Origin of the sequence: Marinobacter antarcticus, from assembly GCF_900142385.1 — a bacterium.
GTDB lineage: Bacteria > Pseudomonadota > Gammaproteobacteria > Pseudomonadales > Oleiphilaceae > Marinobacter > Marinobacter antarcticus.
In genome coordinates, this window is sequence record NZ_FRAQ01000001.1 from 530,372 (window position 1) to 553,447 (window position 23,076).

The 23,076-nt window shown below is 57.1% G+C and carries 20 protein-coding genes and 1 tRNA gene; 12 read left to right on the forward strand and 9 right to left on the reverse strand.

Annotated elements, in window-relative coordinates; genetic code table 11:
• Positions 1-37 precede the first annotated feature (37 nt).
• The 5 genes from aroE to BUA49_RS02550 form a co-directional block, all read right to left on the reverse strand.
• A complete protein-coding gene (aroE, locus tag BUA49_RS02530) occupies positions 38-865 on the reverse strand; it encodes a shikimate dehydrogenase (protein ID WP_072795272.1) in 828 nt (275 codons plus the stop codon).
• Positions 866-877: 12 nt separating this feature from the next.
• Positions 878-1,804, reverse strand: coding sequence for an oxygen-dependent coproporphyrinogen oxidase (gene hemF / locus BUA49_RS02535; RefSeq protein WP_072795274.1), 927 nt, complete (start codon positions 1,802-1,804; stop codon positions 878-880).
• Between the two features lie 8 nt (positions 1,805-1,812).
• Positions 1,813-2,385 carry an L-threonylcarbamoyladenylate synthase gene (locus tag BUA49_RS02540; RefSeq protein ID WP_072795276.1) on the reverse strand — a complete coding sequence of 191 codons (573 nt, stop codon included), beginning with the start codon at positions 2,383-2,385 and terminating at the stop codon, positions 1,813-1,815.
• 45 nt (positions 2,386-2,430) lie between these two features.
• Positions 2,431-3,570, reverse strand: a complete 1,140-nt coding sequence (gene dprA, locus BUA49_RS02545) for a DNA-processing protein DprA (protein WP_072795278.1) — start codon at positions 3,568-3,570, stop codon at positions 2,431-2,433.
• Between the two features lie 67 nt (positions 3,571-3,637).
• Complete coding sequence (locus BUA49_RS02550; RefSeq protein ID WP_072795280.1) at positions 3,638-4,657, reverse strand: LysM peptidoglycan-binding domain-containing protein; 1,020 nt, start codon at positions 4,655-4,657, stop codon at positions 3,638-3,640.
• A 401-nt stretch (positions 4,658-5,058) separates the two neighbouring features.
• Here BUA49_RS02550 and def point away from each other — a divergent pair, with 401 nt between their 5' ends.
• The 9 genes from def to BUA49_RS18170 all read left to right on the forward strand — a co-directional run bounded on the left by def (position 5,059) and on the right by BUA49_RS18170 (position 13,610).
• The gene (gene def, locus BUA49_RS02555) at positions 5,059-5,562 is read left to right on the forward strand and encodes a peptide deformylase (protein WP_072795282.1); all 504 of its coding nucleotides are present in this window, start codon (positions 5,059-5,061) and stop codon (positions 5,560-5,562) included.
• A gap of 95 nt (positions 5,563-5,657) precedes the next feature.
• The gene (gene fmt / locus BUA49_RS02560) at positions 5,658-6,593 is read left to right on the forward strand and encodes a methionyl-tRNA formyltransferase (protein ID WP_072795284.1); all 936 of its coding nucleotides are present in this window, start codon (positions 5,658-5,660) and stop codon (positions 6,591-6,593) included.
• A 1-nt stretch (position 6,594) separates the two neighbouring features.
• Complete coding sequence (rsmB, locus tag BUA49_RS02565; protein WP_072795286.1) at positions 6,595-7,896, forward strand: 16S rRNA (cytosine(967)-C(5))-methyltransferase RsmB; 1,302 nt, start codon at positions 6,595-6,597, stop codon at positions 7,894-7,896.
• On the forward strand, positions 7,893-9,269 hold the full coding sequence (trkA, locus tag BUA49_RS02570) for a Trk system potassium transporter TrkA (protein WP_072795288.1): 1,377 nt from the start codon (positions 7,893-7,895) through the stop codon (positions 9,267-9,269). The genes rsmB and trkA overlap by 4 nt, the downstream gene beginning before the upstream one ends.
• A 194-nt stretch (positions 9,270-9,463) precedes the next feature.
• Positions 9,464-10,474, forward strand: coding sequence for a glycine--tRNA ligase subunit alpha (gene glyQ / locus BUA49_RS02575; RefSeq protein WP_072795290.1), 1,011 nt, complete (start codon positions 9,464-9,466; stop codon positions 10,472-10,474).
• A gap of 2 nt (positions 10,475-10,476) precedes the next feature.
• Positions 10,477-12,558 (forward strand): glycine--tRNA ligase subunit beta, encoded by a 2,082-nt coding sequence (gene glyS / locus BUA49_RS02580; protein ID WP_072795292.1) that lies wholly within the window; start codon positions 10,477-10,479, stop codon positions 12,556-12,558.
• A 3-nt stretch (positions 12,559-12,561) separates the two neighbouring features.
• Complete coding sequence (gene gmhB, locus BUA49_RS02585) at positions 12,562-13,131, forward strand: D-glycero-beta-D-manno-heptose 1,7-bisphosphate 7-phosphatase (protein WP_072795293.1); 570 nt, start codon at positions 12,562-12,564, stop codon at positions 13,129-13,131.
• 24 nt (positions 13,132-13,155) lie between these two features.
• Positions 13,156-13,232, forward strand: a tRNA-Pro gene (locus BUA49_RS02590).
• 39 nt (positions 13,233-13,271) lie between these two features.
• Entirely contained in the window at positions 13,272-13,610 is a 339-nt protein-coding gene (locus tag BUA49_RS18170; protein ID WP_217650410.1) for a Fic/DOC family N-terminal domain-containing protein, read from the forward strand.
• Here BUA49_RS18170 and BUA49_RS02600 read toward each other — a convergent pair.
• The 4 genes from BUA49_RS02600 to BUA49_RS02615 all read right to left on the reverse strand — a co-directional run bounded on the left by BUA49_RS02600 (position 13,512) and on the right by BUA49_RS02615 (position 19,992).
• Positions 13,512-14,630: an ABC transporter permease gene (locus BUA49_RS02600; RefSeq protein ID WP_072795295.1), complete on the reverse strand. Its 1,119-nt coding sequence runs from the start codon at positions 14,628-14,630 to the stop codon at positions 13,512-13,514. The genes BUA49_RS18170 and BUA49_RS02600 overlap by 99 nt on opposite strands.
• Before the next feature lie 2 nt (positions 14,631-14,632).
• Positions 14,633-17,413, reverse strand: a complete 2,781-nt coding sequence (gene rbbA, locus BUA49_RS02605; protein WP_407656652.1) for a ribosome-associated ATPase/putative transporter RbbA — start codon at positions 17,411-17,413, stop codon at positions 14,633-14,635.
• Positions 17,406-18,404, reverse strand: coding sequence for an HlyD family secretion protein (locus BUA49_RS02610; protein ID WP_072795297.1), 999 nt, complete (start codon positions 18,402-18,404; stop codon positions 17,406-17,408). The genes rbbA and BUA49_RS02610 overlap by 8 nt, the downstream gene beginning before the upstream one ends.
• Before the next feature lie 109 nt (positions 18,405-18,513).
• Positions 18,514-19,992, reverse strand: coding sequence for a phospholipase D family protein (locus BUA49_RS02615; RefSeq protein ID WP_084063466.1), 1,479 nt, complete (start codon positions 19,990-19,992; stop codon positions 18,514-18,516).
• Positions 19,993-20,248: 256 nt separating this feature from the next.
• Between BUA49_RS02615 and BUA49_RS02620 the strand changes: the two genes are divergently transcribed.
• The 3 genes from BUA49_RS02620 (at position 20,249) to BUA49_RS02630 (ending at position 23,075) form a co-directional block, all read left to right on the forward strand.
• Positions 20,249-20,794, forward strand: a complete 546-nt coding sequence (locus BUA49_RS02620) for a rhodanese-like domain-containing protein (RefSeq protein WP_072795299.1) — start codon at positions 20,249-20,251, stop codon at positions 20,792-20,794.
• 62 nt (positions 20,795-20,856) lie between these two features.
• Positions 20,857-22,467 (forward strand): tetrathionate reductase family octaheme c-type cytochrome, encoded by a 1,611-nt coding sequence (locus BUA49_RS02625; protein ID WP_072795301.1) that lies wholly within the window; start codon positions 20,857-20,859, stop codon positions 22,465-22,467.
• Positions 22,464-23,075 (forward strand): cytochrome b/b6 domain-containing protein, encoded by a 612-nt coding sequence (locus BUA49_RS02630; RefSeq protein WP_072795303.1) that lies wholly within the window; start codon positions 22,464-22,466, stop codon positions 23,073-23,075. The genes BUA49_RS02625 and BUA49_RS02630 overlap by 4 nt, the downstream gene beginning before the upstream one ends.
• Position 23,076: the final 1 nt, after the last annotated feature.

The window sequence follows — 23,076 nt, forward strand, 5'->3', positions numbered from 1 at the left end:
GTTGTCTCTGAGACTGGCCTGGCTGCGAAGCACCCTTTCAGTCGTTACGCAACGCATCAATGACCGGCGCCGTTTCCGGACGCACTCCCCGCCACACCCGGAACGATTCGGCTGCCTGTTCAACCAGCATACCCAGACCATCAAATACCCGGACAGCTCCGTTATCAAGAGCCCACTGATTAAACGTTGTTGTCTGTAAAGAGTACATCATGTCGTAAACCACTGTGCCGGCCGCGATCACATTTGCACAAAGAGGTGGCAGGTCTCCCTGCAGGCTGGCGCTGGTGCCGTTGATAATGACATCAAACGGCTGATCCGGCTCGTTAAACCCGCACGCGCTCAGGGTTGCAGTGCCTGCCTCATCGGCAAACAGCGCAGCCAGTGCCTGGGCCTTGGCCACCGTTCGGTTTGCGATGGTCAGGCTGGCGGGCTGCTGTTCAAGCAAGGGGCCCAAAACACCACGTACGGCGCCACCCGCGCCCAGAACCAGCACTCGGGCGCCTTGGAGCTGAACGCCATGGTTGGTTGCCAGATCACGCACCAGCCCATAGCCATCGGTGTTGTCGGCAACCAGTTGCCCTGCACTGTTCTGATACAACGTATTGGCTGCACCGGCTTTTTCGGCTCTCGCGGCAAAGCACTCGGCCAGTTCCCAGGCCTGCTCCTTGAAGGGGACGGTTACGTTCAGCCCCTTGCCGCCGCCCTCAAAGAACCGGCGAACCGTTGCCGCGAAGTCATCAAGAGGCGCCTGAACAGCGGTGTACTCCACCGGTTCACCCGTCTGGCTGGCGAACAAACTGTGGATTCTGGGCGATTTACTGTGGTTTATCGGGTGGCCAACCACCGCATAAAACTCATTGTTCATTCCCTACCTCGCTTACTTCGCGTCATCGGCCAGCCAATCGCGCCCGGTGAGAAAATGCTCGGTCAGGCGTGCCTCTTCGCTGCCTGCTACCGGCACCCGGCTGTAATCCCAGCGCACCAGCGGCGGCAAAGACATCAGAATAGACTCGGTGCGCCCGCCGGACTGCAAACCGAACAGCGTGCCACGGTCATACACCAGATTGAATTCCACATAGCGTCCACGCCGGTAAAGCTGGAAATCCCGCTCACGCTCACCGTAAGTATGATCCATACGGCGCCGGACAATAGGTTCATAAGCATCAATATAGCTGTTACCCACGGATTTCATCAGCCCGAAATCTTTTTCAAAGTCACCGGTGTTGTGGTCGTCGAAGAAAAGCCCGCCTACGCCCCGTGGCTCATCCCGGTGGCGCAGGTAAAAATAATCGTCGCACCAGTATTTGTAGCGTCGATAAGTATCGGCGCCGAACGGCGCGCAGGCAGCTCTGGCAGTTTCGTGCCAGTGCACGCAGTCTTCATCAAAGCCGTAATAGGGTGTCAGATCATAACCACCGCCAAACCAGTAAACCGGCTCGCCGTTTTCCGGAGTCGCGATAAAGAAGCGCACGTTGGCGTGGGAGGTTGGCACATAAGGGTTGTTCGGATGAATCACCAGTGAGACACCCATAGCCTGCCAGGGTGCACCTGCCAGATGGGGGCGGTGCGCCGTGGCAGACGCAGGCATGGTATCTCCCATCACGTGGGAGAAATTGACCCCACCTTTTTCAAAGATCCTGCCATCGCTGATCACACGGCTCACACCGCCGCCGCCCTCGGGACGATCCCAGGCATCACGAACGAACTCTGCACCGCCTTCCAGCGCTTCGAGACGCTGGCATATCGTATCCTGCAAGCCAAGCAGATACTGTTTAACCGCATTGCTATCCGGTTGCTGTGGCATGAATTCTCCTAACGAAACTGTCTACCGCTGACAATATCAATAATCCGGCTGGGTTTCCGGTTACCGCCAAGGGCACCCGGCACAATCCAGTCAAGCTGTTCATTAAAGTACCGACGCACCTGCAAAGCATTTCGCGCAGGCTCTCTTCCGGCCGGGTTACAGGAAGTGGAGACCAGAGGCATACCGACGCTTTCACAGAGCGCTTTAACCACCGGGTGTTCACTGACTCTTACCGCAATCGAGCTGTGGCTGCCGCGCACCCACTCCGGAATCTGCTGATTCACATCCGGTAGCAGGCAGGTAACCGGGCCAGGCCAGTGGCTCTGGGCGTTGAACTGAAGAGCCTCGGGCAAGGGGTCCAGCAGAAAGCGAACCTGCTCCACAGACGCTGCCACCAGAATCATGCCTTTTTCCATCGGCCGGTTCTTGAGTTCAAGAATGCGCGTTACTGCATCAACGTTCCAGGGGTCGCAGCCCAGGCCCCAGACAGCCTCAGTAGGGTAGGCGATAACGCCGCCTTGCAGGATCGTTCTGCGGGCACAGTGTAATTGCCAGTCGCTGATGGGGTTGAGCGCAGCCATGTTGATGTTGTCAGACCAGAAGCAGAATTAATCATCACACCGGGCTCAGGCGATTTTCTGGAAACCTCCGGGCGCAGAACTCACCAACCCCTCAAGCTCAAGAAGCAGCAGAGACTGGACAAGCTGATCGGCCGGAAGGCCTGTCGCCGAGCATAGTGCATCGGTTGATTGGGGATCATACCCTAATGCCTCAAACACCGCGATTTCCCGGCTGTCCAGAGCATCCATCGGGCCGGGCGCTGGTTGTGTGGCCAATTGCTCTGGCAAAGTGCAACCGGCAGGAAGTGACCAGGACGCACCCAGCTCTTCCAGAACATCGTCCACCTGATCAACCAGCCGGGCCCCCTGCTTGATGAGGTGGTGGCAGCCACGCGCCACCGGGCTGTGAATGGATCCGGGGATGGCAAAAACCTCACGTCCCTGCTCCAAAGCCATGCGGGCAGTGATCAGGGAGCCACTTTTCAAACCGGCCTCGACCACAAGAATGCCCCGGCTCAGGCCGCTGATGATACGGTTACGCTGGGGAAAGTGAGCGGCTCTTGCGGGCGTTCCCGGCGGATACTCGGATACCATCAGGCCGTTTGCGACAATCCGCTCGCCAAGCCGGCGATGCTGGTTCGGATAAATACGGTCAAGCCCGCAGCCAATTACCGCGATCGTCGCGTGCCCGGCATCCAGCGCCCCCGCATGGGCCGCGCCATCGATGCCCAATGCCAGGCCACTGGTTACAAGCAACCTCCGGTTGCTCAACTCTGCCGCAAAGCGGCGGGCGTGATCCAGCCCCGCAGGCGTGGCATTGCGACTGCCGATAATGCCAATCTGTTCATGGCGCAACAGGCTGGGATCACCCCGGGCGTACAACACCAGTGGCGCATCATGGATGTGCCTCAGAGCCTCCGGATAATCGGAGTGCTGCCAGCTCACGATACCAATACCATGCCGCTCACAGTCCAGCAGAGTCTGCCGGACTGTGTTTACCAAGGTATGGGCTTCATCCTGTTGTTGCCACGCCAGGATTGCCGCCACCGTTTCGGCGTGCAAGCCATGCGCCCGGAGTGTCGCAGAGTTTCTGGTGAGAAGGTCAGTGAGATCGGGGTTTGTTGCGAGCATGGCGCGCCGACGGGTGCGCCCGAATTTGGGCAAACAGGTAAGAAACAGCCACTGAGCAGAAGGAGAGGAAAACACAGCATCATCCTTGAAAACAATAAAGCCGGGCCTTCCTGGCCCGGCCTTTGATTAACCGGTTATGAGATCAGGGGTTGGTGACCTTGTCGCCTACCGCCAGCGCACGAGTTGCCTGCAGTATCAGGCCGTAGCTCATTTTTTCATAAACCTGGAATATCATCAGCAGGCCGGCTCGCTCGGAGGGCAGCTCAACAGTCTCGTTGGTGATGGGATCACGCGCCAGATTGCCGCTTTTGAGAATGGCCATCACGTTGCCGGCTTCCAGCCCTTCGCGACTGCCTCGGTTGACGGCAACCACATCGTACTGGCCAATCTGGGTGACACCGCCATCTACCGATATCATCTTGCCTTCGATCGGCTGATCGGGAGAACTGGGTGCAAAGCTGGTGGTCAGGCGACGATCTTCACTGACCAGCAAACGGTCACCAATACGCACCTCTTCACTGGAGCGTGTCAGGTCCAAGGTCAGCACATCACCGTCTTCGGCAGAGATATCACCTCGGGCTATGCTGCGCGCTTCAAGGCCGAGAAATTCTCCGGTGTCCGGATCGACAAATTCCTTACTGCGGCGGAACACACCCACTTTGTCGGCCGGCTTTTTACCACGGGCATAGACACGGTCACCCGCTCCGGTCAGGATGCGACCGTCTTTACCTTCCAGCACATAGGGTGCCTGATTGATCAACTCCGAGCTGACAATCCGGGTGTCGGTCAGAAAGCTGCCGATGGCATCCAACGGGATCGCAGGAATGGGTGTATCGATCTGCTCGGAACGCACCTGCGGTGACAGTTTCACAATCCCGTTGTTCGAAGTCACCTTGGTGATCCGCGGTTTGCCGTCGATATAAACCAAGGCAAGACGATCACCCGGGTAAATCAGGTGGGGGTTTGCGACCTGTGGGTTAACGTGCCAGATTTCCGGCCAATACCATGGGTTGCTCAGAAAGCGTCCGGAAATGTCCCAGAGAGTATCACCCTTCACAACAGTGTAACGCTCAGGATGATCAGACCGCAGTTCGGGTGCAGCATGAGCCCAGGAGGTTAATAGCAGCGTAGTGGCTGCCAGAGCGTACAGCAGTTTCCTCATTATCTAAGTCCTTGATCGCGTGCCTTGATTCTGTGAATTCTGGTAAGGATGCAGCCAGTTGTCTGCAGCTTATTACGTTGTTATGCCAGTTACTATAGAAGAAGTCTCGCAAATTGTGATGTTATCTTTTGTTCTTCCAGTAAATTCTATGCTATTTGCAAAAGATTTTAACTATTGCCTGATCAGTTTGTACTCAATCGGCGAATTGTTGGATAATATACCGACAGAGGCATGACCTTGCTTATATTAGTGCGAAAGGAACAATTTGCGCAGTACGCTGTCTCATTTAGGTGATCGCTTTCACACAGTTACAAAAGACAACGTTAAAAGTCAGGCAAAGCCATAAAGAATGCCAGTCAGAAACCCTGACATTCGTCATACAGGCCAAAAGTACGAGCACTATGATACTAGAAATTCTCGAATATCCGGACCCCCGTCTGCGCACCATCGCCAAGCCGGTTGATGAACTGACAGACGCCGACCGTAAGCTGATCGACGACATGTTCGAGACCATGTACGATGCGCCGGGCATTGGTCTGGCGGCTACACAGGTGAATGTCCACAAGCAGATCCTCGTTATGGATCTGTCCGAAGACAAGAGCGAGCCAAGGGTGTTCGTCAACCCGCAGATTGAAGTACTGGATGGCGAACGTGAAGCCATGCAGGAAGGCTGCCTCTCGGTACCCGGATTTTATGAAGACGTGGAGCGGATAGAGCACTGCATCATCCGGGCACAGGATCGTGACGGAAAGCCTTTTGAAATCGAAGCGCGGGGCCTTCTGGCGGTCTGCATCCAGCACGAAATGGATCACCTGAACGGCAAGTTGTTTGTCGACTACCTCAGCAACCTCAAGCGCACCCGCATTCGCAAGAAATTGGAAAAGCTTCACAAGCAAAGTGCGTGAACATTGCCTGAAAGGCGCATGAGGATTTTGTAGAAAGTATCGGACCGGGCCATGGCCCGGTCTTTTCGTATTCAACGAAACAGAGACCCAACACCGTGCGACTCGTTTTTGCCGGCACTCCGGATTTCGCAGCTACCGCCTTGAGGACGCTGCTGGACACCCACCATACCATCGTGGGCGTTTACTCCCAGCCGGATCGGCCAGCAGGCCGTGGCCGCAAGCTCCAACCCAGCCCGGTCAAGCAAGTTGCTCTGGACAACCAGATTCCGGTATTTCAACCAGAAAGCCTGAAAACCCCGGAAGCGCAGCAGGAACTTGCAGATCTCCGGCCCGATATCATGATTGTCGCGGCCTACGGGCTAATTCTGCCCCAGACTGTACTGGAAATTCCCGCCCACGGCTGCCTCAACATTCACGCCTCTCTTTTGCCTCGCTGGCGTGGTGCTGCCCCTATCCAGCGCGCCATTGCCGCAGGCGACAAAGAAACCGGCATTACCATCATGCAGATGGACAAAGGCCTGGATACTGGCGCAATGTTGCTAAAATCCCTGACCGCCATTGATGCAAGCGATACCGGCGGCAGCCTTCACGACCGCCTCGCCAATATGGGCGGTAATGCCATTGTTGAAGTACTGCAGCTGCTGGAAAGAGGTGAACTCCAAGGCGAGGCCCAGAATGACGAGCAGGCCTGTTACGCCCACAAACTCTCCAAGGAAGAAGGCCATATCGACTGGTCTCAGGACGCCCCTGCCATCGAACGCCTGATACGCGCTTTCAATCCCTGGCCCGGTACTTATACGGATCTGGAGCAGCAACGCCTGCGGATCCACGAGGCCAAGGCCACCGGTGAGCGCAGTCAGCAACCGGCCGGCACCGTGATACGACGGGAACGGGAAGGTATTGATATTGGCTGCGGTAACGGCACCCTGCGCATCACCCGGCTGCAGCTGCCAGGATCCCGCGCCCAGAGCGTGAATGACCTGATTAACGGTGGCAAGGAACTACTTTTGCCCGGCCAGGAGCTGCACTGATATGGGCGACCACGACCAGCCCATGCGTGCCATTGCTGCCAGCGTGCTGCTTGCAGTAGAAAACGGCGAGTCTTTGTCCCAGTGCCTGCCGCCGGCTCTGCAGCGACTTGCTCCCAGCGAACGCCCAGTGCTTCAGGCCCTTTGCTACGGCACCTGCCGCTGGTTTCATCGCCTCGACGGTGAACTGAGCAGCCGGCTGAAAAAGCCCTTAAAGAAACCAGATCGCATTGTTCACCATCTGATGCTGATCGCTCTTTTCCAGCTCCGCTTCAGTCAGCAAGCAACCTACGCTGTTCTGAACGAATCCGTAGAGGCCTGCCGCGCCCTCGACAAACCCCACCTCACCGGTCTTGTAAATGGTGTGTTGCGGGCTGCCGAACGTGAAGGTGCGCCGGAGCCGGCAAACGATGCCAGCCGCTTCAGTCATCCCGTCTGGATGGTGGAAAAGCTGCGCCATAACTGGCCCGATAACTGGCAACAGATTCTGGAAGCGAATAACGCCCAGGCACCCATGACACTGAGAGTGAACGCTCTGCGCTTTAGCCGCGACGAGTATCTCGCGCTGTTAAACGAAGCAGGTATTGAAGCGACCGCTACCCGCTTTGCGCCTCTCGGTATCCAGCTTGGCAGGGCGGTACAGGTCGATCGGTTACCCTGGTTTGCTGACGGCGCCGTCAGCGTTCAGGACGAAGCAGCTCAGCTCTGCACCACGCTACTTGATCTGGCACCGGGACAACGGGTTCTGGATGCCTGCGCAGCACCCGGGGGTAAAACCTGCGCCATTCTTGAGAGTCAGGCAGAGCTGGCCGAAATCGTTGCCATCGACGAATCGGCAGCGCGCCTGCCCCGGGTTCAGGAAAACCTGGATCGGCTGGACTTGCACGCCAGCCTGCTGGAGGCGGATGCTGCTGACATTGAGCAGTGGTGGGACGGACAACCTTTTGATCGCATTCTGCTCGACGTACCCTGCAGCGCCAGTGGCGTTATCCGCCGCCACCCTGATATCAAGATGTTGCGCAGGGAAACCGACGTTGTGCCCTTGGCAGCTATACAGATTGGGCTTCTGGAGGCTATGTGGTCTGTGCTCAAACCGGGCGGGCGCCTGGTCTATGCAACCTGTTCCGTGTTCCCCCAGGAAAACCACCGTATAATCCAGCGGTTCCTTAAACAGCAAAACACTGTCGTTCTTATTGAGCCAGAGGTTCAGTGGGGACGCGACATGGGCGCGGGGCGACAGCTTCTCCCCGATCCAATCAGCCATGACGGCTTTTTCTATGCCGTACTGGAGAAACCTGAATCATGAAGATCCTGATCCTCGGTGCCGGCCAGGTGGGCGGCACGCTGGCTGAAAACCTGGCCAGCGAAGCCAACGATATAACGGTCATCGACACAGACGCAGTGCGGCTCCGCGAACTGCAGGATCGCCTCGACATCCGCACAGTTCAGGGCATGGCCTCCTATCCGACGGTACTGAGCCAGGCTAACGCGGAAGACGCCGACATGCTGATCGCTGTCACCAACAGTGACGAAACCAACATGGTCGCCTGCCAGATTGCCAGCATCCTGTACAACACGCCCACCAAAATCAGCCGCGTGCGGGCCAGTGCCTATTTATCCAACAACAAGCTTTTCGGGAAAGAAGGCGGTTTTCCGATTGATGTCATGATCAGCCCGGAGCATCTGGTTACCCGGCACATTACACGCCTGATCGAGTACCCTGGCGCCCTGCAGGTGTTGGAGTTTTCCAAGGGCCTGGTCCGGCTGGTGGCTATCCGCGCAACAGAAGGCGGCCCGCTGGTAGGTCGTGAGCTGTCTTATCTGCGCACTCACATGCCCAAGGTCGAGACCCGGGTTGCCGCCATTTTCCGCAAAGACCGGGCCATCATGCCCCGGGGCGATACGGTGCTGGAAGACGGCGACGAAGTGTTTTTCATCGCCGGTGCCGACCATATCCGCTCGGTCATGAGCGAGCTCCAGCCTCTGGTCAAAAACTACAAACGTATTTTTATCTGCGGCGGCGGCAATATAGGCCAGCGCCTGGCGCACACCCTGGAAAACCGTTATCAGGTGAAGCTGCTGGAGCGCAATCACGAACGCTGCGTGCTGCTTTCAGAAAATCTGCGCAAGACAGTCGTGCTTGAAGGCAATGCGGCAGACAAAGACATACTGCTGGAAGAAAATATCGAAAATACCGATGTGTTCTGCGCGGTCACCAACGATGACGAAGCCAATATCATGGCGTCTCTGCTGGCCAAGCGGCTGGGCGCCCGCAAGGTGTTCACCCTGATCAACAACCCGGACTATGTGGATCTGATCCAGGGCGGCGAGATTGATGTAGCGATTTCCCCCCAGCAGACCACCATCGGGAGCCTGCTCACTCACGTGCGCCGAGGCGACGTTGTAAACGTTCACTCACTGCGCAGAGGCGCTGCTGAGGCCATCGAAGCCATTGCCCACGGTGATCACAAATCCTCCAAGGTAATTGGCAGGCGGTTGGATGAAATCAACCTGCCCCAGGGAGCGACCATCGGTGCAATCGTCCGCCATAACGAAGTACTGATCGCCCACGACCATCTGCGGGTGCAGCCGGATGATCATGTAATCATGTTCCTGGTGGACAAATCCCGGGTGCGGGAAGTCGAAAAGCTCTTCTCCGTGGGGCTGACGTTCTTCTAGTTCAAAATCAAAAGCATGAAGCCCCCTTAGAAATACCGTTTTGGCGCGCGTATAATGCGCCTTTTTTCCGATGACCCTCTGGCGAGCGAATCGAAGATTGGCTTGGGATTGACTCGATATTGAGCCGAAGAGTGGCTACACACAGACCGAATCAGCAGGCAAACGTAGTGACAGACAAGGCGACAGACAAGGCGATGAACAGCAACACACCGGACACCAGGACTTTTCAGGGCCTGATTCTGGCTCTGCAGAATTTTTGGGCGAAGCACGGCTGCGTGGTACTTCAGCCACTGGATATGGAAGTGGGTGCCGGCACGTTTCACCCGGCCACCTTCCTGCGGGCGATCGGGCCGGAAACCTGGAATGCCGCGTATGTGCAGCCGAGTCGCCGCCCCACAGACGGTCGCTACGGCGAGAACCCGAACCGCCTGCAGCACTATTACCAGTTTCAGGTGGTACTCAAGCCGTCGCCGGACAACTTTCAGGAACTTTATCTCGACTCACTGAAAGCCCTGGGGCTTGACCCGCTGGTGCACGACATCCGCTTTGTGGAAGACAACTGGGAATCACCCACCCTGGGCGCCTGGGGGCTGGGCTGGGAAATCTGGCTGAACGGAATGGAAGTCACCCAGTTTACCTATTTCCAGCAGGTGGGCGGCCTTGAATGCTATCCGGTTACCGGCGAGCTTACCTATGGCCTCGAGCGCATTGCCATGTACCTGCAGGGCGTCGACAGCGTTTACGACCTGGTCTGGACGGAAGGTCCCGACGGAGTGGTTACCTACGGCGACGTGTTCCACCAGCAGGAAGTGGAAATGTCCACTTACAACTTTGAGTACGCAGACGTCGAGTTCCTGTTCCAGAGCTTTGATGTCCACGAACGTGAAAGTGCCCGACTGATCGAAGCTGGCCTCGCGCTGCCAGCCTACGAACAGGTTCTGAAGGCGTCTCATACCTTCAATCTGCTGGATGCCCGCCACGCCATCTCGGTCACCGAGCGTCAGCGCTTTATCCTGCGCGTGCGCACTCTTGCCCGTGCCGTTGCCCAGGCGTACTTCGACAGCCGCCTCAAGCTCGGCTTCCCGCTCGCCCAGGAGGCTATACGCCAGGAAGTGCTGGGCGCAGCCGAAGCCACTGACCACAAGGCTAACGGCAAGAAAGGCAAAAAAGCGAAGCAGGAACAGCAGGCAAAGGGGAACGCATAATCATGGCAAAGCAGGATTTTCTGGTCGAACTGGGCGTCGAAGAACTGCCCTCGAAAGCACTCAAGCCGCTGTCTGATGCGTTCACTCAGGGTATCGCCAAGGGCCTGGAAGAGGCCGGAATCACATTTGGCAAAGTAGAGTCCTTTGCCGCGCCGCGGCGCCTGGCGGTTCGTATCCGCAATCTGGCCGATGCCCAACCCGACAAGCCGGTTGAAAAGCGCGGTCCTGCGATCAAAGCCGCTTTTGATGATTCCGGCAACCCGACCCGGGCCCTTACCGGCTTCGCAACCTCCCTGGGTGTAACCCCGGACCAGCTCGACACTCTGGAAACCGACAAGGGTGCCTGGGTAGTCTATCGCACAGTGGAGCAAGGCAAGCCGACCGTTGATCTTATGCCCGGCCTGGTTGAACAATCACTGGCCGCCCTGCCGATTCCCAAACGCATGCGCTGGGGCGCCCACCGCACGGAGTTTGTCCGGCCTGTTCACTGGCTGGTTATGCTGTTCGGCAACAAGATCATTGATACGCCCATCATGGGGTTGACTCCGGGCAACAAAACCCGGGGCCACCGTTTCCATTGCCCGAAAACACTGATCATTCCCACGCCGGCGGATTACGAAGTTGTACTCGAGCAAGAAGGTTATGTGATTGCCGATTTCGCCAAGCGCCGTGAGCAAATCCGCTCCGGTGTCAGCGCCCTGGCCAAAACCGAAGCCGGCGCTAAAGCGGTGATTAATGAAGACCTCCTGGACGAAGTTACCGGCCTGAACGAGTGGCCGGTGCCGCTGATGGGCCGTTTTGACAAGCGGTTCCTGAAAGTTCCGGCCGAAGCACTGATTTCCTCCATGGCGGAACACCAGAAATACTTCCACCTGGTGGGTTCTGACAACGAAATGTTGCCTCTGTTTATCACCGTCGCCAACATTGAGAGCAAGGATCCTTCCCAGGTGGTTTCCGGTAACGAAAAGGTGATTCGTCCACGCCTTGCAGATGCCGCCTTCTTCTACGAAACAGACCGTAAAATCCGTCTGGAAGACCGCATCGAAAGGCTCAAGCCAATTGTGTTCCAGGAAAAGCTCGGCAGCGTTTACGATAAATCCGTTCGGGTTGCTGCGCTGGCCAAGAAAATTGCCGCCACTATTGGCAGCGATCCGGTTCTGGCCGAGCGCGCCGCCATGCTGGCAAAGACTGACCTGGTTACTGAAATGGTGCTCGAATTCACGGATCTTCAGGGCATCATGGGCCAGTACTACGCAGCCGATGACGGTGAGCCCGCCGATGTGGCCAAAGCTCTCAACGAGCAGTACATGCCGCGTTTCGCCAAAGACGGCCTGCCCACAACTCTGACCAGTTGCGCACTCGCCATCGCGGATCGCCTGGATTCACTGGTAGGGCTGTTCGGCATTGGCCAGCCACCCTCTGGCACCAGGGACCCTTTCGCCCTGCGTCGGGCCTCACTGGGCGTGCTGCGCATCATCATCGAACGGGAGCTGCCGCTTGACCTGCAGACCTGCTGCGAGTGGGCGGAGGACAACTTCACCGGACTGAGCACGGAAAATACCGCCTCCAGCGTTGTTGATTACATGCTGGACCGTTTCCGCGCCTACTATGACGAGCAGGGCATCGGTGCCGAGGTATACCTCGCAGTCCACGCTCGTCGCCCGACCCGTCCGCTGGACTTCGACCGTCGGATAAAGGCCGTGGAAGCATTCCGCCAACTGCCAGAAGCGCTGGCTCTGGCCGGTGCCAACAAGCGCGTTTCCAACATTCTGTCCAAGCAGGGTGGCGAAAGCGTGGGCGAAACCGTCAACAGCAGTCTGCTGCAGGATGCGGCTGAAAAAACCCTGGCTGCACAGGTAGACCAGCAAGCCGAGAGGGTGCTCCCGCTATTTGAACAGGGCGACTACGCCAGCGCGCTGCAGTCATTGGCGAGCCTGCAGGAGCCGGTAGACAGCTTCTTCAACGAGGTTATGGTTATGGCAGAAGATGAAGCCGTGCGGGACAACCGCCTTGCGCTGCTGAACCGCCTGCACAACCTGTTTTTACGAGTTGCAGATATCTCACTGCTGCCCGCCGCCGGCTGACCGATGCTGATCATCCTCGACCGGGACGGGGTCATCAACGAGTATGACGGCGGTTACATCTGCTCTGTGGATGAGTGGCAACCCATTCCCGGCAGCATCGAGGCGGTGGCAAGGCTTTGCAAAGCCGGCCACCGTATAGCGATTGCGACCAACCAGTCAGGTATTGCCCGGGGCTATTACGGCACTGACGTATTGGATGCTATGCATGAAAAGCTGGAGCGGCTGCTGGAAACCTTGGGCGGCTGTATCAGTTTCATCGCTTACTGCCCGCATCATCCAGACGATGGCTGCGGTTGCCGCAAACCCCTCACCGGCCTGCTGGAACAGATCCGTGATCACTTTCACCTCGACGCCCTGAAAGGCTCCGTGATGGTCGGCGACAGCCGCAAGGATCTGGAAGCAGGCTTTGCCGAAGGCTGCCAGCCCGTGCTGGTTCGCACCGGCAACGGCCAAGATACCGAACGCCACCTTAAAACCCACCCGATTCCCGGCGCCTGTGTGGCAATCCATGACAATCTCAGTGCATTTTCGGATGCCTTTTTATCAGGCTCGGGGCTGGTAAAAAACGAGTGAATCCGTATAATACCGGCGGTTGATCGGCGTGTGGCGCAGCTTGGTAGCGCACTTCGTTCGGGACGAAGGGGTCGCAGGTTCGAATCCTGCCACGCCGACCACTTTCCCGTTTTTTCCTGCTCTAACTCCTCCATCAGTCGCTGCTCATCAACCTGCTGCCACGTCTGGGAGCCAAAGACAGCTCCGAAATTAAAAACATTGTCACCACAACCGACAATCTGTTCCGGTATTCACAAGAAGAGCAGGGGGCCGACCCTGCAACAAAAGAAGCCCTTAGGTACCGAACCGCGCTCTATGAAGGATTCGTTCAGCTTCAGCGTAAACCGCTATGCACGAACACAGCCGTGGCTCAACACGGGGCAATACCGCCATACCCGAGCCTAAACCGCCAAATGCCGCCGGAACAGCGCCAGCGCGACGCTGAAAAACACCACACCTATAGCCACCAGTGCCAGCATTTGCGGCCATACCACATCTAATCCTGCACCCCTGTAGAGGATGGCTTGCGCCATGCTGACAAAGTGGGTGGTGGGTGCGGCCAGCATGATGTTCTGCACCAGGTCGGGCATGCTTTCGCGAGGGGTTATGCCGCCGGAAAGCATTTGCAGAGGCAGGATGGTAAGTATCAGCAGCAGGCCGAACTGGGGCATGGTGCGGGCGACAGTTCCAATCAGAATGCCGATTGCGGTGGTGGAGAACAGGTGAATCAGCACCCCTAATAAAAACAGTAATACCGAACCCCGCACGGGTACGGCCAGCACCTGCTGGATCACTACCGTCACGGAAAGTGTGGCGGCCAACATCACAATCAGGCCGTTCGCCCACACTTTTGCGGCCATGATTTCAAAGGGTTTTATCGGCATCACCATCAGGTGTTCCACGGTGCCGTGTTCGCGTTCGCGAATCAGCGCGGCACCGGTCAGAATAATGCTGATCATGGTGATCATGCTGATCAGCTCCATCACCCCGCCAAACCAGGTGCCATCGAGGTTGGGGTTAAAGCTCACGCGGCTCACCAGATTGATAGGCAGGGCACCGCCGGCGCTGCCGGTTTGCATAAACTCCGCCACTTCGGTGGTCAACAGCTGTTCGATGTAGCGCGCCCCGATAAACGCCTGGGTCATGCGGGTTGCATCAATATTCAGCTGCACGCTGGTTACTCGGCCTTGGCGGATGTCGCGCTCGAAACCCTCGGGAATCACCAGGGCAAAGGAATGGGTGCCTTTATCCAGCACCTCGTCAATCTGGCCAAACTGGATCAGCTCGGGTGGCAGAAACCAGGGCGGTTGCAATGCGCCAATCATATAGCCGGAAAGCGCGCTCTGGTCTTCATCCACCACAGCCACAGGTGCGTTGTGCAACTCCATAGAGCCTGCAGAGCCGGCGGTGTACACCATGAAGGTAAAAGCCACCAACACAAACAGCAGCAGCACCTTATCGTGCCAGATGCTGCGCAGCTCCTTTACACCCAGATTCCAGATATTACCGAGGGATTCCATTATCAGCGCCCCTGTTTACGAAGAAACAGCACCGACATCAGAGTAAGCACCGGTATGAACGCCGACAGCATCAGGAAGGCGTGTTGCATATCACCTAAGGTCAGGCCCTTGGTAAACACCCCGCGGCTGATCTGCAGAAACCAGGTGGCGGGCCAGAACTGACCAATGATTGCGGCGGCGCCGTCCAGCGACGACACCGGCTCGGTCATGCCAGAGAACTGCACCGTGGGCAGTATGGTGATGATCGCGGTGGCCGCCAGCGCGGCAATCTGGGTGGATGCAAATGCCGAAATCACCTGGCCCAAGCCTGTGGTGGCGGTTACAAAGAGCAGGGCTCCCAGGGTCAGGGTCAGCACGCCGCCCTTGATCGGCACATCAAACAGGAAGATCGCCAACAGCACCAGGCTGGCGTAGCTGACCATGCTGAAACCGATGTAGGGCAGCTGTTTGCCCAGCAAAAACTCCAGCCGATTAACCGGTGTCACGTAAAGATTGGTAATGGAACCCAGCTCTTTTTCGCGCACAATGCCCAGCGCCATCAGAATGGCCGGAATGAAGATCAGCAGTATTGGAATCACCGCCGGCACCATGGCATCCAGGCTGCGGAAATCCTGGTTATAGCGGTAGCGGGCTTCCACCGTTACCAGACTAAAGGCGGGCACGCTGCCGTAGGTACGCCGGGCCAGGTCTTTCAGATAGCTGAAATGCAGGCCTTGTATGTAGCCGCGTATCGTCTCGCCACGAAAGGGCATGGCGCCGTCTATCCACACCGCAATCTCTGTGGGCCGGCCGCGCTTGAGGTCTTTGCCAAAACCCGGCGGTATGGCCAGCGCCAGACTGAGCTCGCCGGATTTCATCCGCTGTTCCAGTTCGGCCATGGTGGCCACAGGTGGTTGCTCCAAAAAGTAACGGGAGCCGGAAACAGCCGTAATATAGTCGCGGCTTTGCGGGGTCTGGTCCTGATCCAGTACCGCGAACGTCAGGTCTTCCACATCCAGGGTAATGCCGTAGCCCAGAATCATCATCAGTAAAGCCGAGCCGATAAACGCAAACGCCATGCGAATGGGGTCACGCAGCAGCTCGCGCGTTTCGCGGCGGGCATAAGCCAGCAGCCGCTGAAGGCTGAAACGGCGATAGCGCGGCCGGGCGGTCGCGTCATCACCCAGCACCTTGCCGTCGCTGCTGCTTGCGGGCTCTTCATCCACCACCTCGAGGGTTTGCATAAAGGCGGTTTCCAGGCTGCTTGCCCCGGCCTGCTTAACCAGCGCGGCGGGAGTATCGCAGGCCAGCACTTCGCCCGCGTGCATCAATGAAATGCGGTCGCAACGCTCGCCTTCGTTCATGAAGTGGGTAGAAATAAAAATGGTGACGCCATCCTGCCGCGACAATCGCATCAACAGTTGCCAGAAACGGTTGCGGGCGCCTGGGTCCACCCCAGAGGTGGGTTCGTCCAGAATCAAAAGTTCTGGCGAATGCACCACCGCCACCGCCAGTGACAAGCGCTGGCGCACACCCAAGGGTAACTCACCGGCGAACTGTTCCATCACGTCCACCAGACCGAACTCCTGGGACAGCTCATCCACTCTGGGCTGAATACGCTCGGCCTCAAGATGGAACAACCTGGCGTGTAATTCCAGGTTCTGGCGCACGGTCAGCTCGCTGTATAGCGAGAACGACTGAGACATGTAACCCACCCGCTGGCGGGTTTTCAGATCTTTCGCATCGAGGGTTGCGCCAAACAGCAAAACCTCGCCCTCGGAAGGCGTCAGCAAACCGGTGAGCATTTTCATGGTGGTGGTTTTGCCACAGCCATTGGAGCCTAAAAAGCCGAAAATTTCGCCCTTGGGAATCGTGAAACTGACATCTTTCACGGCGGTGAAATCGCCAAAGCGCAGGGTGATGTTGTGGGCTTCTATGGCTGGAACATCGCTGTTAACCGCCCCGTTACTTGCCGGGTTTGTGATTTCGTCCTCTGCGGCCAGGGTTTCACGGTTATCTTCCGGCAACAGGGCAATAAAGGCATCGTCCAGGTTGTCTGTGCTGGTTTGCTGCTTCAGTTCCTGCGGCGAGCCCGTGGCAAGAATGGCACCGCTGTCCATCGCCACCAGAAAATCGAAGCGCTCGGCTTCTTCCATGTAGGCGGTGGCGACCAGCACACTCATCGACGGCTGCTGGCTGCGAATGGTAGCGATCAGATCCCAGAAGCGCTGACGCGAAAGCGGATCCACACCCGTGGTGGGTTCATCCAGAATCAGCAAATCCGGATTATGGATCAGTGCGCAGCACAACCCCAGTTTCTGCTTCATACCACCAGAGAGTTTGCCGGCAGGCCGGCTGCGAAAATCCAGGAGGCCGGTAGCATCCAGCAGCCGGTTAATCTGCTCTACCCGGGCTTTGCCTCGCAGGCCAAACAGGTCGGCAAAAAAACCGATATTCTCGTCTACCGTCAGAGTGTGGTACAGGTTGCCACCAAGGCCTTGGGGCATATAAGCAATGCGCGGCGACGCTTCACTGCGAAATTGTGAGCTGGCCATATCGCCACCCAGCACCTGTAACCGGCCCTGCTGCAATTGGCGCGCACCGGCCACCAGACCCAACAGAGTGGACTTGCCCACACCGTCCGGGCCGATCAGCCCGACCATACAGCCGGCAGGCAACTCCAGGCTGACGTCTTTCAGTGCCTGGCGCTTACCATAGCTGTGGCGCACCGCCTGCAGGCTGGCAACCATGTTCTGACAGCGCGGGCTTGCCTCCGGGCCAGTGGTGTCGGGCAGGTCATCCATTGGGCAGGGTTATTTGCAGGTTTTCCGGCCAGGACTGGCTTTCATCCAGGCGAACATAGGCAACCCCCGGAACGCCGGTTTTCACCCGATCCCTGTAGGCGTCAAGCAGTTCCGGGTTGATACGCATGCGCACACGGAACATCAGTTTCTCGCGTTCGGTGCGGGTTTCCACAGCCTTGGGCGTGAACTGCGCTTCGGCGGCTACAAAGCTCACTTGTGCAGGCACTACGTAATCAGGCAGAGCGTCCAGAATAATGCGTGCCTCCGAACCTACCCGCACCTTGCCGGCCTGGGCGGTAGGCAGAAAAATAGTCAGATACACATCGGTGACATCCAGCACCGTGGCCACCTTGCCACCGGCCGCCAGCACTTCGCCAGGTTCCGCCAGCCGGTAAAGCACACGGCCACCCACCGGGCTGTTCAGATGACTGTCATCAATGGTGGTTTCAATTTTATGGATGTTGGCTTTAGCCGCCTCGATGCCTGCTTGCGCCGAAGCAATCTGAACCTTGGCTGCCTGAACGGCAGCCTCGGCAGTTTCTGCAGCAGTGCGTGCCTGGTCAAGCTGCTCACGTGAAACGTGGCCTTTTTCTACCAGAGACTCAAACCGGCCCAGCTCTGCGCGGGCCAGTCGCCTTTCACTTTCCCGCTGCTTCACAATAGCCTCAGCAAGGCGTTTGCCTTCTACCGCCTGGCTCAGATTAGCCTGGGCAGCGGCCAGGGTGGCCTGCAGTTCGGCAGTGTCCATTTCCGCAACCGGGTTGCCGGCATCAATCAGGTCGCCCTCGGCCACAAAAAAGGTTTGCAGGCGGCCAGGAATGCGCGTGGCAATGTCCACCTGGGTGGCTTCTATGCGCCCATTACCAGAGGCAATATTCTCCGGGAGCCTGTTTTTATCCGGCACAAACTGCCAGGCGACAACAGCAATCACAGCGATAACGGCAAAAGTAATCAGAAGTTTCTGGCGGGCTTTGGGCTTTGAACCGGACATTGATCTTCCCTGGTGCGGACGAGAATTTATACAATGACAATAACACTGAAGTCAGTATAGCGGCCGCTTTTTGTGCCCGCTTGATGCGCATCAAGAGCCCGCGGACTGGCTACAACAAGGGCTCAATAGGCAAAATTGAGAACAGAAAAACCAGCATACGCTGCAACGGCCCGGTTCCCGGATCGTGGCCGTGCCGGATCACTTCCTCTCCGTTACGCTCCAGCCATTGCAAATGGCCATCCTCGTCCAGCACCAGTTCGTAGGCAGTAAACCGTGTTTGCTCTTGAAACCGTGCTTCCATCATCTGAGTCAGCTCCGGGCTTTCAATAACAAAACCCAGTTCCGTGTTGATATGGACCGACCGGGGATCGAAATTGAACGAGCCGACAAACAGGCTTTCACCATCCACGGCGAAGGTCTTGGCGTGAAGGCTGGTGGATGAACTTCCCATCAGGCCTCTTTGTAATTTGCCCTCCACAGACTCTCCTCCGGGCAGTTTGCGCAGCTCAAACAGTTGAACTCCGGCTTTCAGCAGAGGCTTGCGGTATTTCGCGTAGCCAGCATGCATCATGGCCACGTCATTGGCCTCCAGAGAGTTGGTCAGCACACGCACCTGAACACCTTTACGCTCCAGATTACGGAACATTTCAACACCGGTTTTGGTGGGAATGAAGTAGGGCGACACCAACGTCACCGAGCGCTCCGGGCTTCCCATGGCTTCTGCCAGTTGCCGGCTCAACAACCCGTTCTCCGGTTTTTTATGCAGCACCTTGGCAGGGTCGTCGCTAACCATGGAAACCGGCGCCCAGGTAAACTCCAGGTTTCCCGCCAGCAGTTTTTGCAGGAGCTCTGAGTCAGCCACTGCGCGGACATACTTGTTTGCCTCAGAACTGGCACTGCATTCTCTGGCTGTTTCCACAACTTGTGCCAGGTCTTTCTCGCCAGCTTCCGGCAAAATGATAGCCACCGGATAAGCCGAGGCGCTTGACCAATAGCGGTCAAAATCATCAGAGAGTTCATGCACTACTGGACCGATGGCTAAAACATCAAGATCGGCAAACAACGCCCCCCGGCCAGCTCCGAAATATTCATCAGCAACGTTGCGCCCGCCGATGATGGTAGCCTGATTATCAGCGGTGAAGGATTTGTTGTGCATGCGGTGATTCAAACGTCGGAAGCTGGCCAGGTAACCAATCCATTTGGGGCTGCGCACAATGGACGGATTGAACAGGCGGATCTCTATATTCGGATGAGTATCCAGCGCGGCAAGTAGCTCATCAAGCCCGGAGATGCCGTTGTCATCCAGCAGGAGGCGAACCCGGACCCCTCGCTCGGCCGCCCGGTAAAGCACATCAAGCAGCATTGTGCCGGTGATGTCGTATTGCCAGATGTAATACTGGACATCCAGAGAGGCGTCAGCGCCCTCGGCTAACAATACCCGTGCAGCAAAAGCGTCATAGGCGTTTTCAAGCAGTAATACCCCGCTCTCGCCCGGGTGTGTTTCTATCAGCGGAGCAATAACGCTTCCCAGCCGGGTATCTGCGGTTTGCTCGGTGGGCACCGACCAGCTCACGGTGCGGTCAGTCATGGGAGGCAGAGCACATCCGCTTATGGTCAGCAATGTGGTGAGAACGGCTATCACTCCCGGGTAGTGTCGCTTGGGCCGGTTCAACAATTGAATGACTCCCTCTGGTCAGATGAGGATATGTAACAGCTCCCCTTGAGCTAGTTTGATCTTGATCAAACTATAGATTATAAGCTTATTCTAAAAATTGAGACTCCAACCCCTTGGGGGTATGGTGAAAGCTGCACCCCACTATATTTCGATTTCAGGAGAAAAAACGATGAGGCTGTTATTGGTTACACTTCTCATTACCTTCGGGCTGAGCTTTCACGCTTCGGCGCAGGAAGCTCAGTCACTGACCGCGCAGCAAACCTATGACCTGGTTCAGAAGCAGGGCGATCAGATCCTGTTCGTTGACGTGCGAGATCCGGTAGAAATCATGTTTATCGGTTTCACCGACGCTGTGGACACAAACATTCCGTTCAAGCTCGCCGATCGTAGCGCTTTTCTATCGGACAAAGGCCGGTTTGCCATGAACACCAACCCGGACTTTGCGGCCGGTGTTGAGCAGGCTCTTAAGGATAAAGGGCTCAGCAAGGATGCCCTGATTGTCACCATGTGCCGCTCCGGCTCCAGCCGCGGAAAGCCCAGCGCCGACTATCTTCTGGAACACGGTTTCAGCAACGTGAAATACATTGATCATGGCTTTCAGGGCAGCGGTGCCAAAGAGGGCAAAAAAGCCGGCATGAGGATTGTAAACGGCTGGCAGAACGATGGTCTGCCCTGGTCCATGAAGCTCAATCCGGAAAAAATCTACCAGCCCTGACAACAGCTATACTAGCAGGGGCATAGGCGGTTCCTTAATCTGCGAATAATATGGAGGGCGTCATGGCCAAGCTGATCACGGCTAACTCAGGCCGGTATCTGGCTGTGAGTTTACTGGCAGCCCTGCTGGTGTTTGCAGGCTCCCCTGGCATGGCGGCGGTTGAGCGCGCTCCCGCCACCGCCGACCACAGCAAGTTCAAATCCCTGAAAGGCCCATTTGAATCCGCCAGCGAGGTGACTGAAGCCTGCCTGGAATGCCACACCGAGGCGGCCGGTCAAATCAAGGCAACCACGCACTGGACCTGGCTCTACAAGCATGCAGAGACCGGCCAGACACTGGGTAAAAGTCAGGTTATCAACAGCTTCTGCGGTATGGCCATCACTAACGAGGCCCGCTGCACGTCCTGCCACGTAGGCTACGGCTGGAAAGACATGAGGCAACCGCCGCCTGAGGCAGAATCCGCGGTGGATTGCCTGGTGTGTCACGACACGACCGGTGATTACTGGAAGTTCCCGACTCTGGCCGGCGACCCTACCTATGTGCCCCGGGAATGGCCCAAGGGCAGTGGCAAGATAGTTCAGCCGCCGAATCTGCCCGATATAGCCCAGAATGTGGGTGCCACTGGTCGTGCCAACTGTGGTAGTTGTCACTTCTATGGTGGCGGTGGTGACGGTGTAAAACATGGTGACCTCGATTCTTCGCTGGTTTCACCCGAGCGTTCACTAGATGTGCATATGTCTCCCGATGGCGGCAATTTCAGCTGTTCAGACTGTCACTCAACCTGGGGCCACAGTGTTTCCGGGAGCCGCTATCAGGTAAACGCCAAAGATACCCTCGGCATCGACATCCCCGGCCACACCGATCTGAGCCGGGCGAGCTGTGAATCCTGTCATGGCGGCCAGCCCCATCATAAAGAAAAGTTGAACGATCACGTGGACAAACTCGCGTGCCAAACCTGCCACATACCGGCTTTCGCCCGGGGTGGCGTACCGACCAAAATGTGGTGGGACTGGTCCACCGCCGGCAAGCTCGACGAAAACAACAAGCCCATCACCGAGTACGATGAAGCGGGCCACGTCAGCTATCTGAGCGAAAAGGGCAACTTCCGCCACGGCGAAAATGTGGTTCCCTACTACGCGTGGTTTGATGGCACCGTCGAGTACACGATGATTGATGAACAGTTCGATATTGAAGACCAGCCGCTGGAGATCAACCGGCTTGAAGGCGGGCCTGATGACCCTGCTTCACGCATCTGGCCGTTCAAATTGATGCGCGGCAAACAGCCTTTCGATACCGAGCGCAGAACTCTGCTTGCGACTCACGTGTTTGGCGCAGATGACTCGGCCCTCTGGAGTAACTACGACTGGTCCAAAGCTTTGAAAGCCGGTAGTGAGATGTCGGGCTTGCCATTCAGTGGCAACTACGAATTCGTGGAAACCAAAATGTACTGGCCTATTACCCACATGGTACCGCCCGCCGACCAGGCCCTGCGCTGTAGTTCCTGCCATACCGGAGAAAGTCGCCTTGCGGGTATTGGTGGCATCTACATGCCGGGGCATAGAGGCAACCCCTGGCTGGATCGCATTGGCTGGCTGCTGGTGGCGCTGACTCTTGTCGGGGTGGTTATCCACGGTCTGATTCGCATGGCATTCAAAGGGAGGAAGCAATCATGAGCCGAGTATTGATCTACAAACGCTTTGAGCGCTTCTGGCACTGGTTTCAGGCCCTGCTGATTTTCAGCCTGCTGATTACCGGCTTTGAAATTCACGGAAGTTACTCACTGCTGGGCTTTGGTGACGCTGCACGACTGCACACCATCGCGGCCTGGTCGCTAATCGTGCTCTGGCTGTTTGCGATTTTCTGGCATATCACGACCGGTGAATGGCGCCAGTATGTGCCCACCCGCGATGGTCTGTTCGCGGTGATGCATTACTACCTTATTGGTACGTTTACCGGTGCCGAACACCCTTACCGCAAAACCACCAAGGCCAAACACAACCCGCTGCAGCGACTGGCATACCTGTTTTTCAAACTGGTGATCTCACCCATCATCTGGGTGAGCGGCCTGCTGTACCTGTTCTACAACGACTGGCCTGCCATGCTGGCAGGGGCGTTCAGCCTTGAAGCTGTGGCACTGCTACATACTGCTGCGGCCTTTGCCATGCTGGTTTTCATTATCGCTCATGTGTACATGGCTACGATGGGCCATACGCTAACCAGCCTCATCAAGCCAATGGTGACCGGCTACGAGGACCTGGACGAGCCTGCCGGTAAGCCCTGAG

What these genes read in the sequence shown, in the direction of transcription:
- aroE (WP_072795272.1), bottom strand. Translation starts at nt 865, where the DNA reads ATGAACAATGAGTTTTATGCGGTGGTTGGCCACCCGATAAACCACAGT.
- hemF (WP_072795274.1), bottom strand. Translation starts at nt 1,804, where the DNA reads ATGCCACAGCAACCGGATAGCAATGCGGTTAAACAGTATCTGCTTGGC.
- BUA49_RS02540 (WP_072795276.1), bottom strand. Translation starts at nt 2,385, where the DNA reads ATGGCTGCGCTCAACCCCATCAGCGACTGGCAATTACACTGTGCCCGC.
- BUA49_RS02550 (WP_072795280.1), bottom strand. Translation starts at nt 4,657, where the DNA reads ATGAGGAAACTGCTGTACGCTCTGGCAGCCACTACGCTGCTATTAACC.
- def (WP_072795282.1), top strand. Translation starts at nt 5,059, where the DNA reads ATGATACTAGAAATTCTCGAATATCCGGACCCCCGTCTGCGCACCATC.
- rsmB (WP_072795286.1), top strand. Translation starts at nt 6,595, where the DNA reads ATGGGCGACCACGACCAGCCCATGCGTGCCATTGCTGCCAGCGTGCTG.
- trkA (WP_072795288.1), top strand. Translation starts at nt 7,893, where the DNA reads ATGAAGATCCTGATCCTCGGTGCCGGCCAGGTGGGCGGCACGCTGGCT.
- glyQ (WP_072795290.1), top strand. Translation starts at nt 9,464, where the DNA reads ATGAACAGCAACACACCGGACACCAGGACTTTTCAGGGCCTGATTCTG.
- glyS (WP_072795292.1), top strand. Translation starts at nt 10,477, where the DNA reads ATGGCAAAGCAGGATTTTCTGGTCGAACTGGGCGTCGAAGAACTGCCC.
- gmhB (WP_072795293.1), top strand. Translation starts at nt 12,562, where the DNA reads ATGCTGATCATCCTCGACCGGGACGGGGTCATCAACGAGTATGACGGC.
- BUA49_RS02600 (WP_072795295.1), bottom strand. Translation starts at nt 14,630, where the DNA reads ATGGAATCCCTCGGTAATATCTGGAATCTGGGTGTAAAGGAGCTGCGC.
- rbbA (WP_407656652.1), bottom strand. Translation starts at nt 17,413, where the DNA reads ATGGATGACCTGCCCGACACCACTGGCCCGGAGGCAAGCCCGCGCTGT.
- BUA49_RS02610 (WP_072795297.1), bottom strand. Translation starts at nt 18,404, where the DNA reads ATGTCCGGTTCAAAGCCCAAAGCCCGCCAGAAACTTCTGATTACTTTT.
- BUA49_RS02615 (WP_084063466.1), bottom strand. Translation starts at nt 19,992, where the DNA reads ATGACTGACCGCACCGTGAGCTGGTCGGTGCCCACCGAGCAAACCGCA.
- BUA49_RS02620 (WP_072795299.1), top strand. Translation starts at nt 20,249, where the DNA reads ATGAGGCTGTTATTGGTTACACTTCTCATTACCTTCGGGCTGAGCTTT.
- BUA49_RS02625 (WP_072795301.1), top strand. Translation starts at nt 20,857, where the DNA reads ATGGCCAAGCTGATCACGGCTAACTCAGGCCGGTATCTGGCTGTGAGT.
- BUA49_RS02630 (WP_072795303.1), top strand. Translation starts at nt 22,464, where the DNA reads ATGAGCCGAGTATTGATCTACAAACGCTTTGAGCGCTTCTGGCACTGG.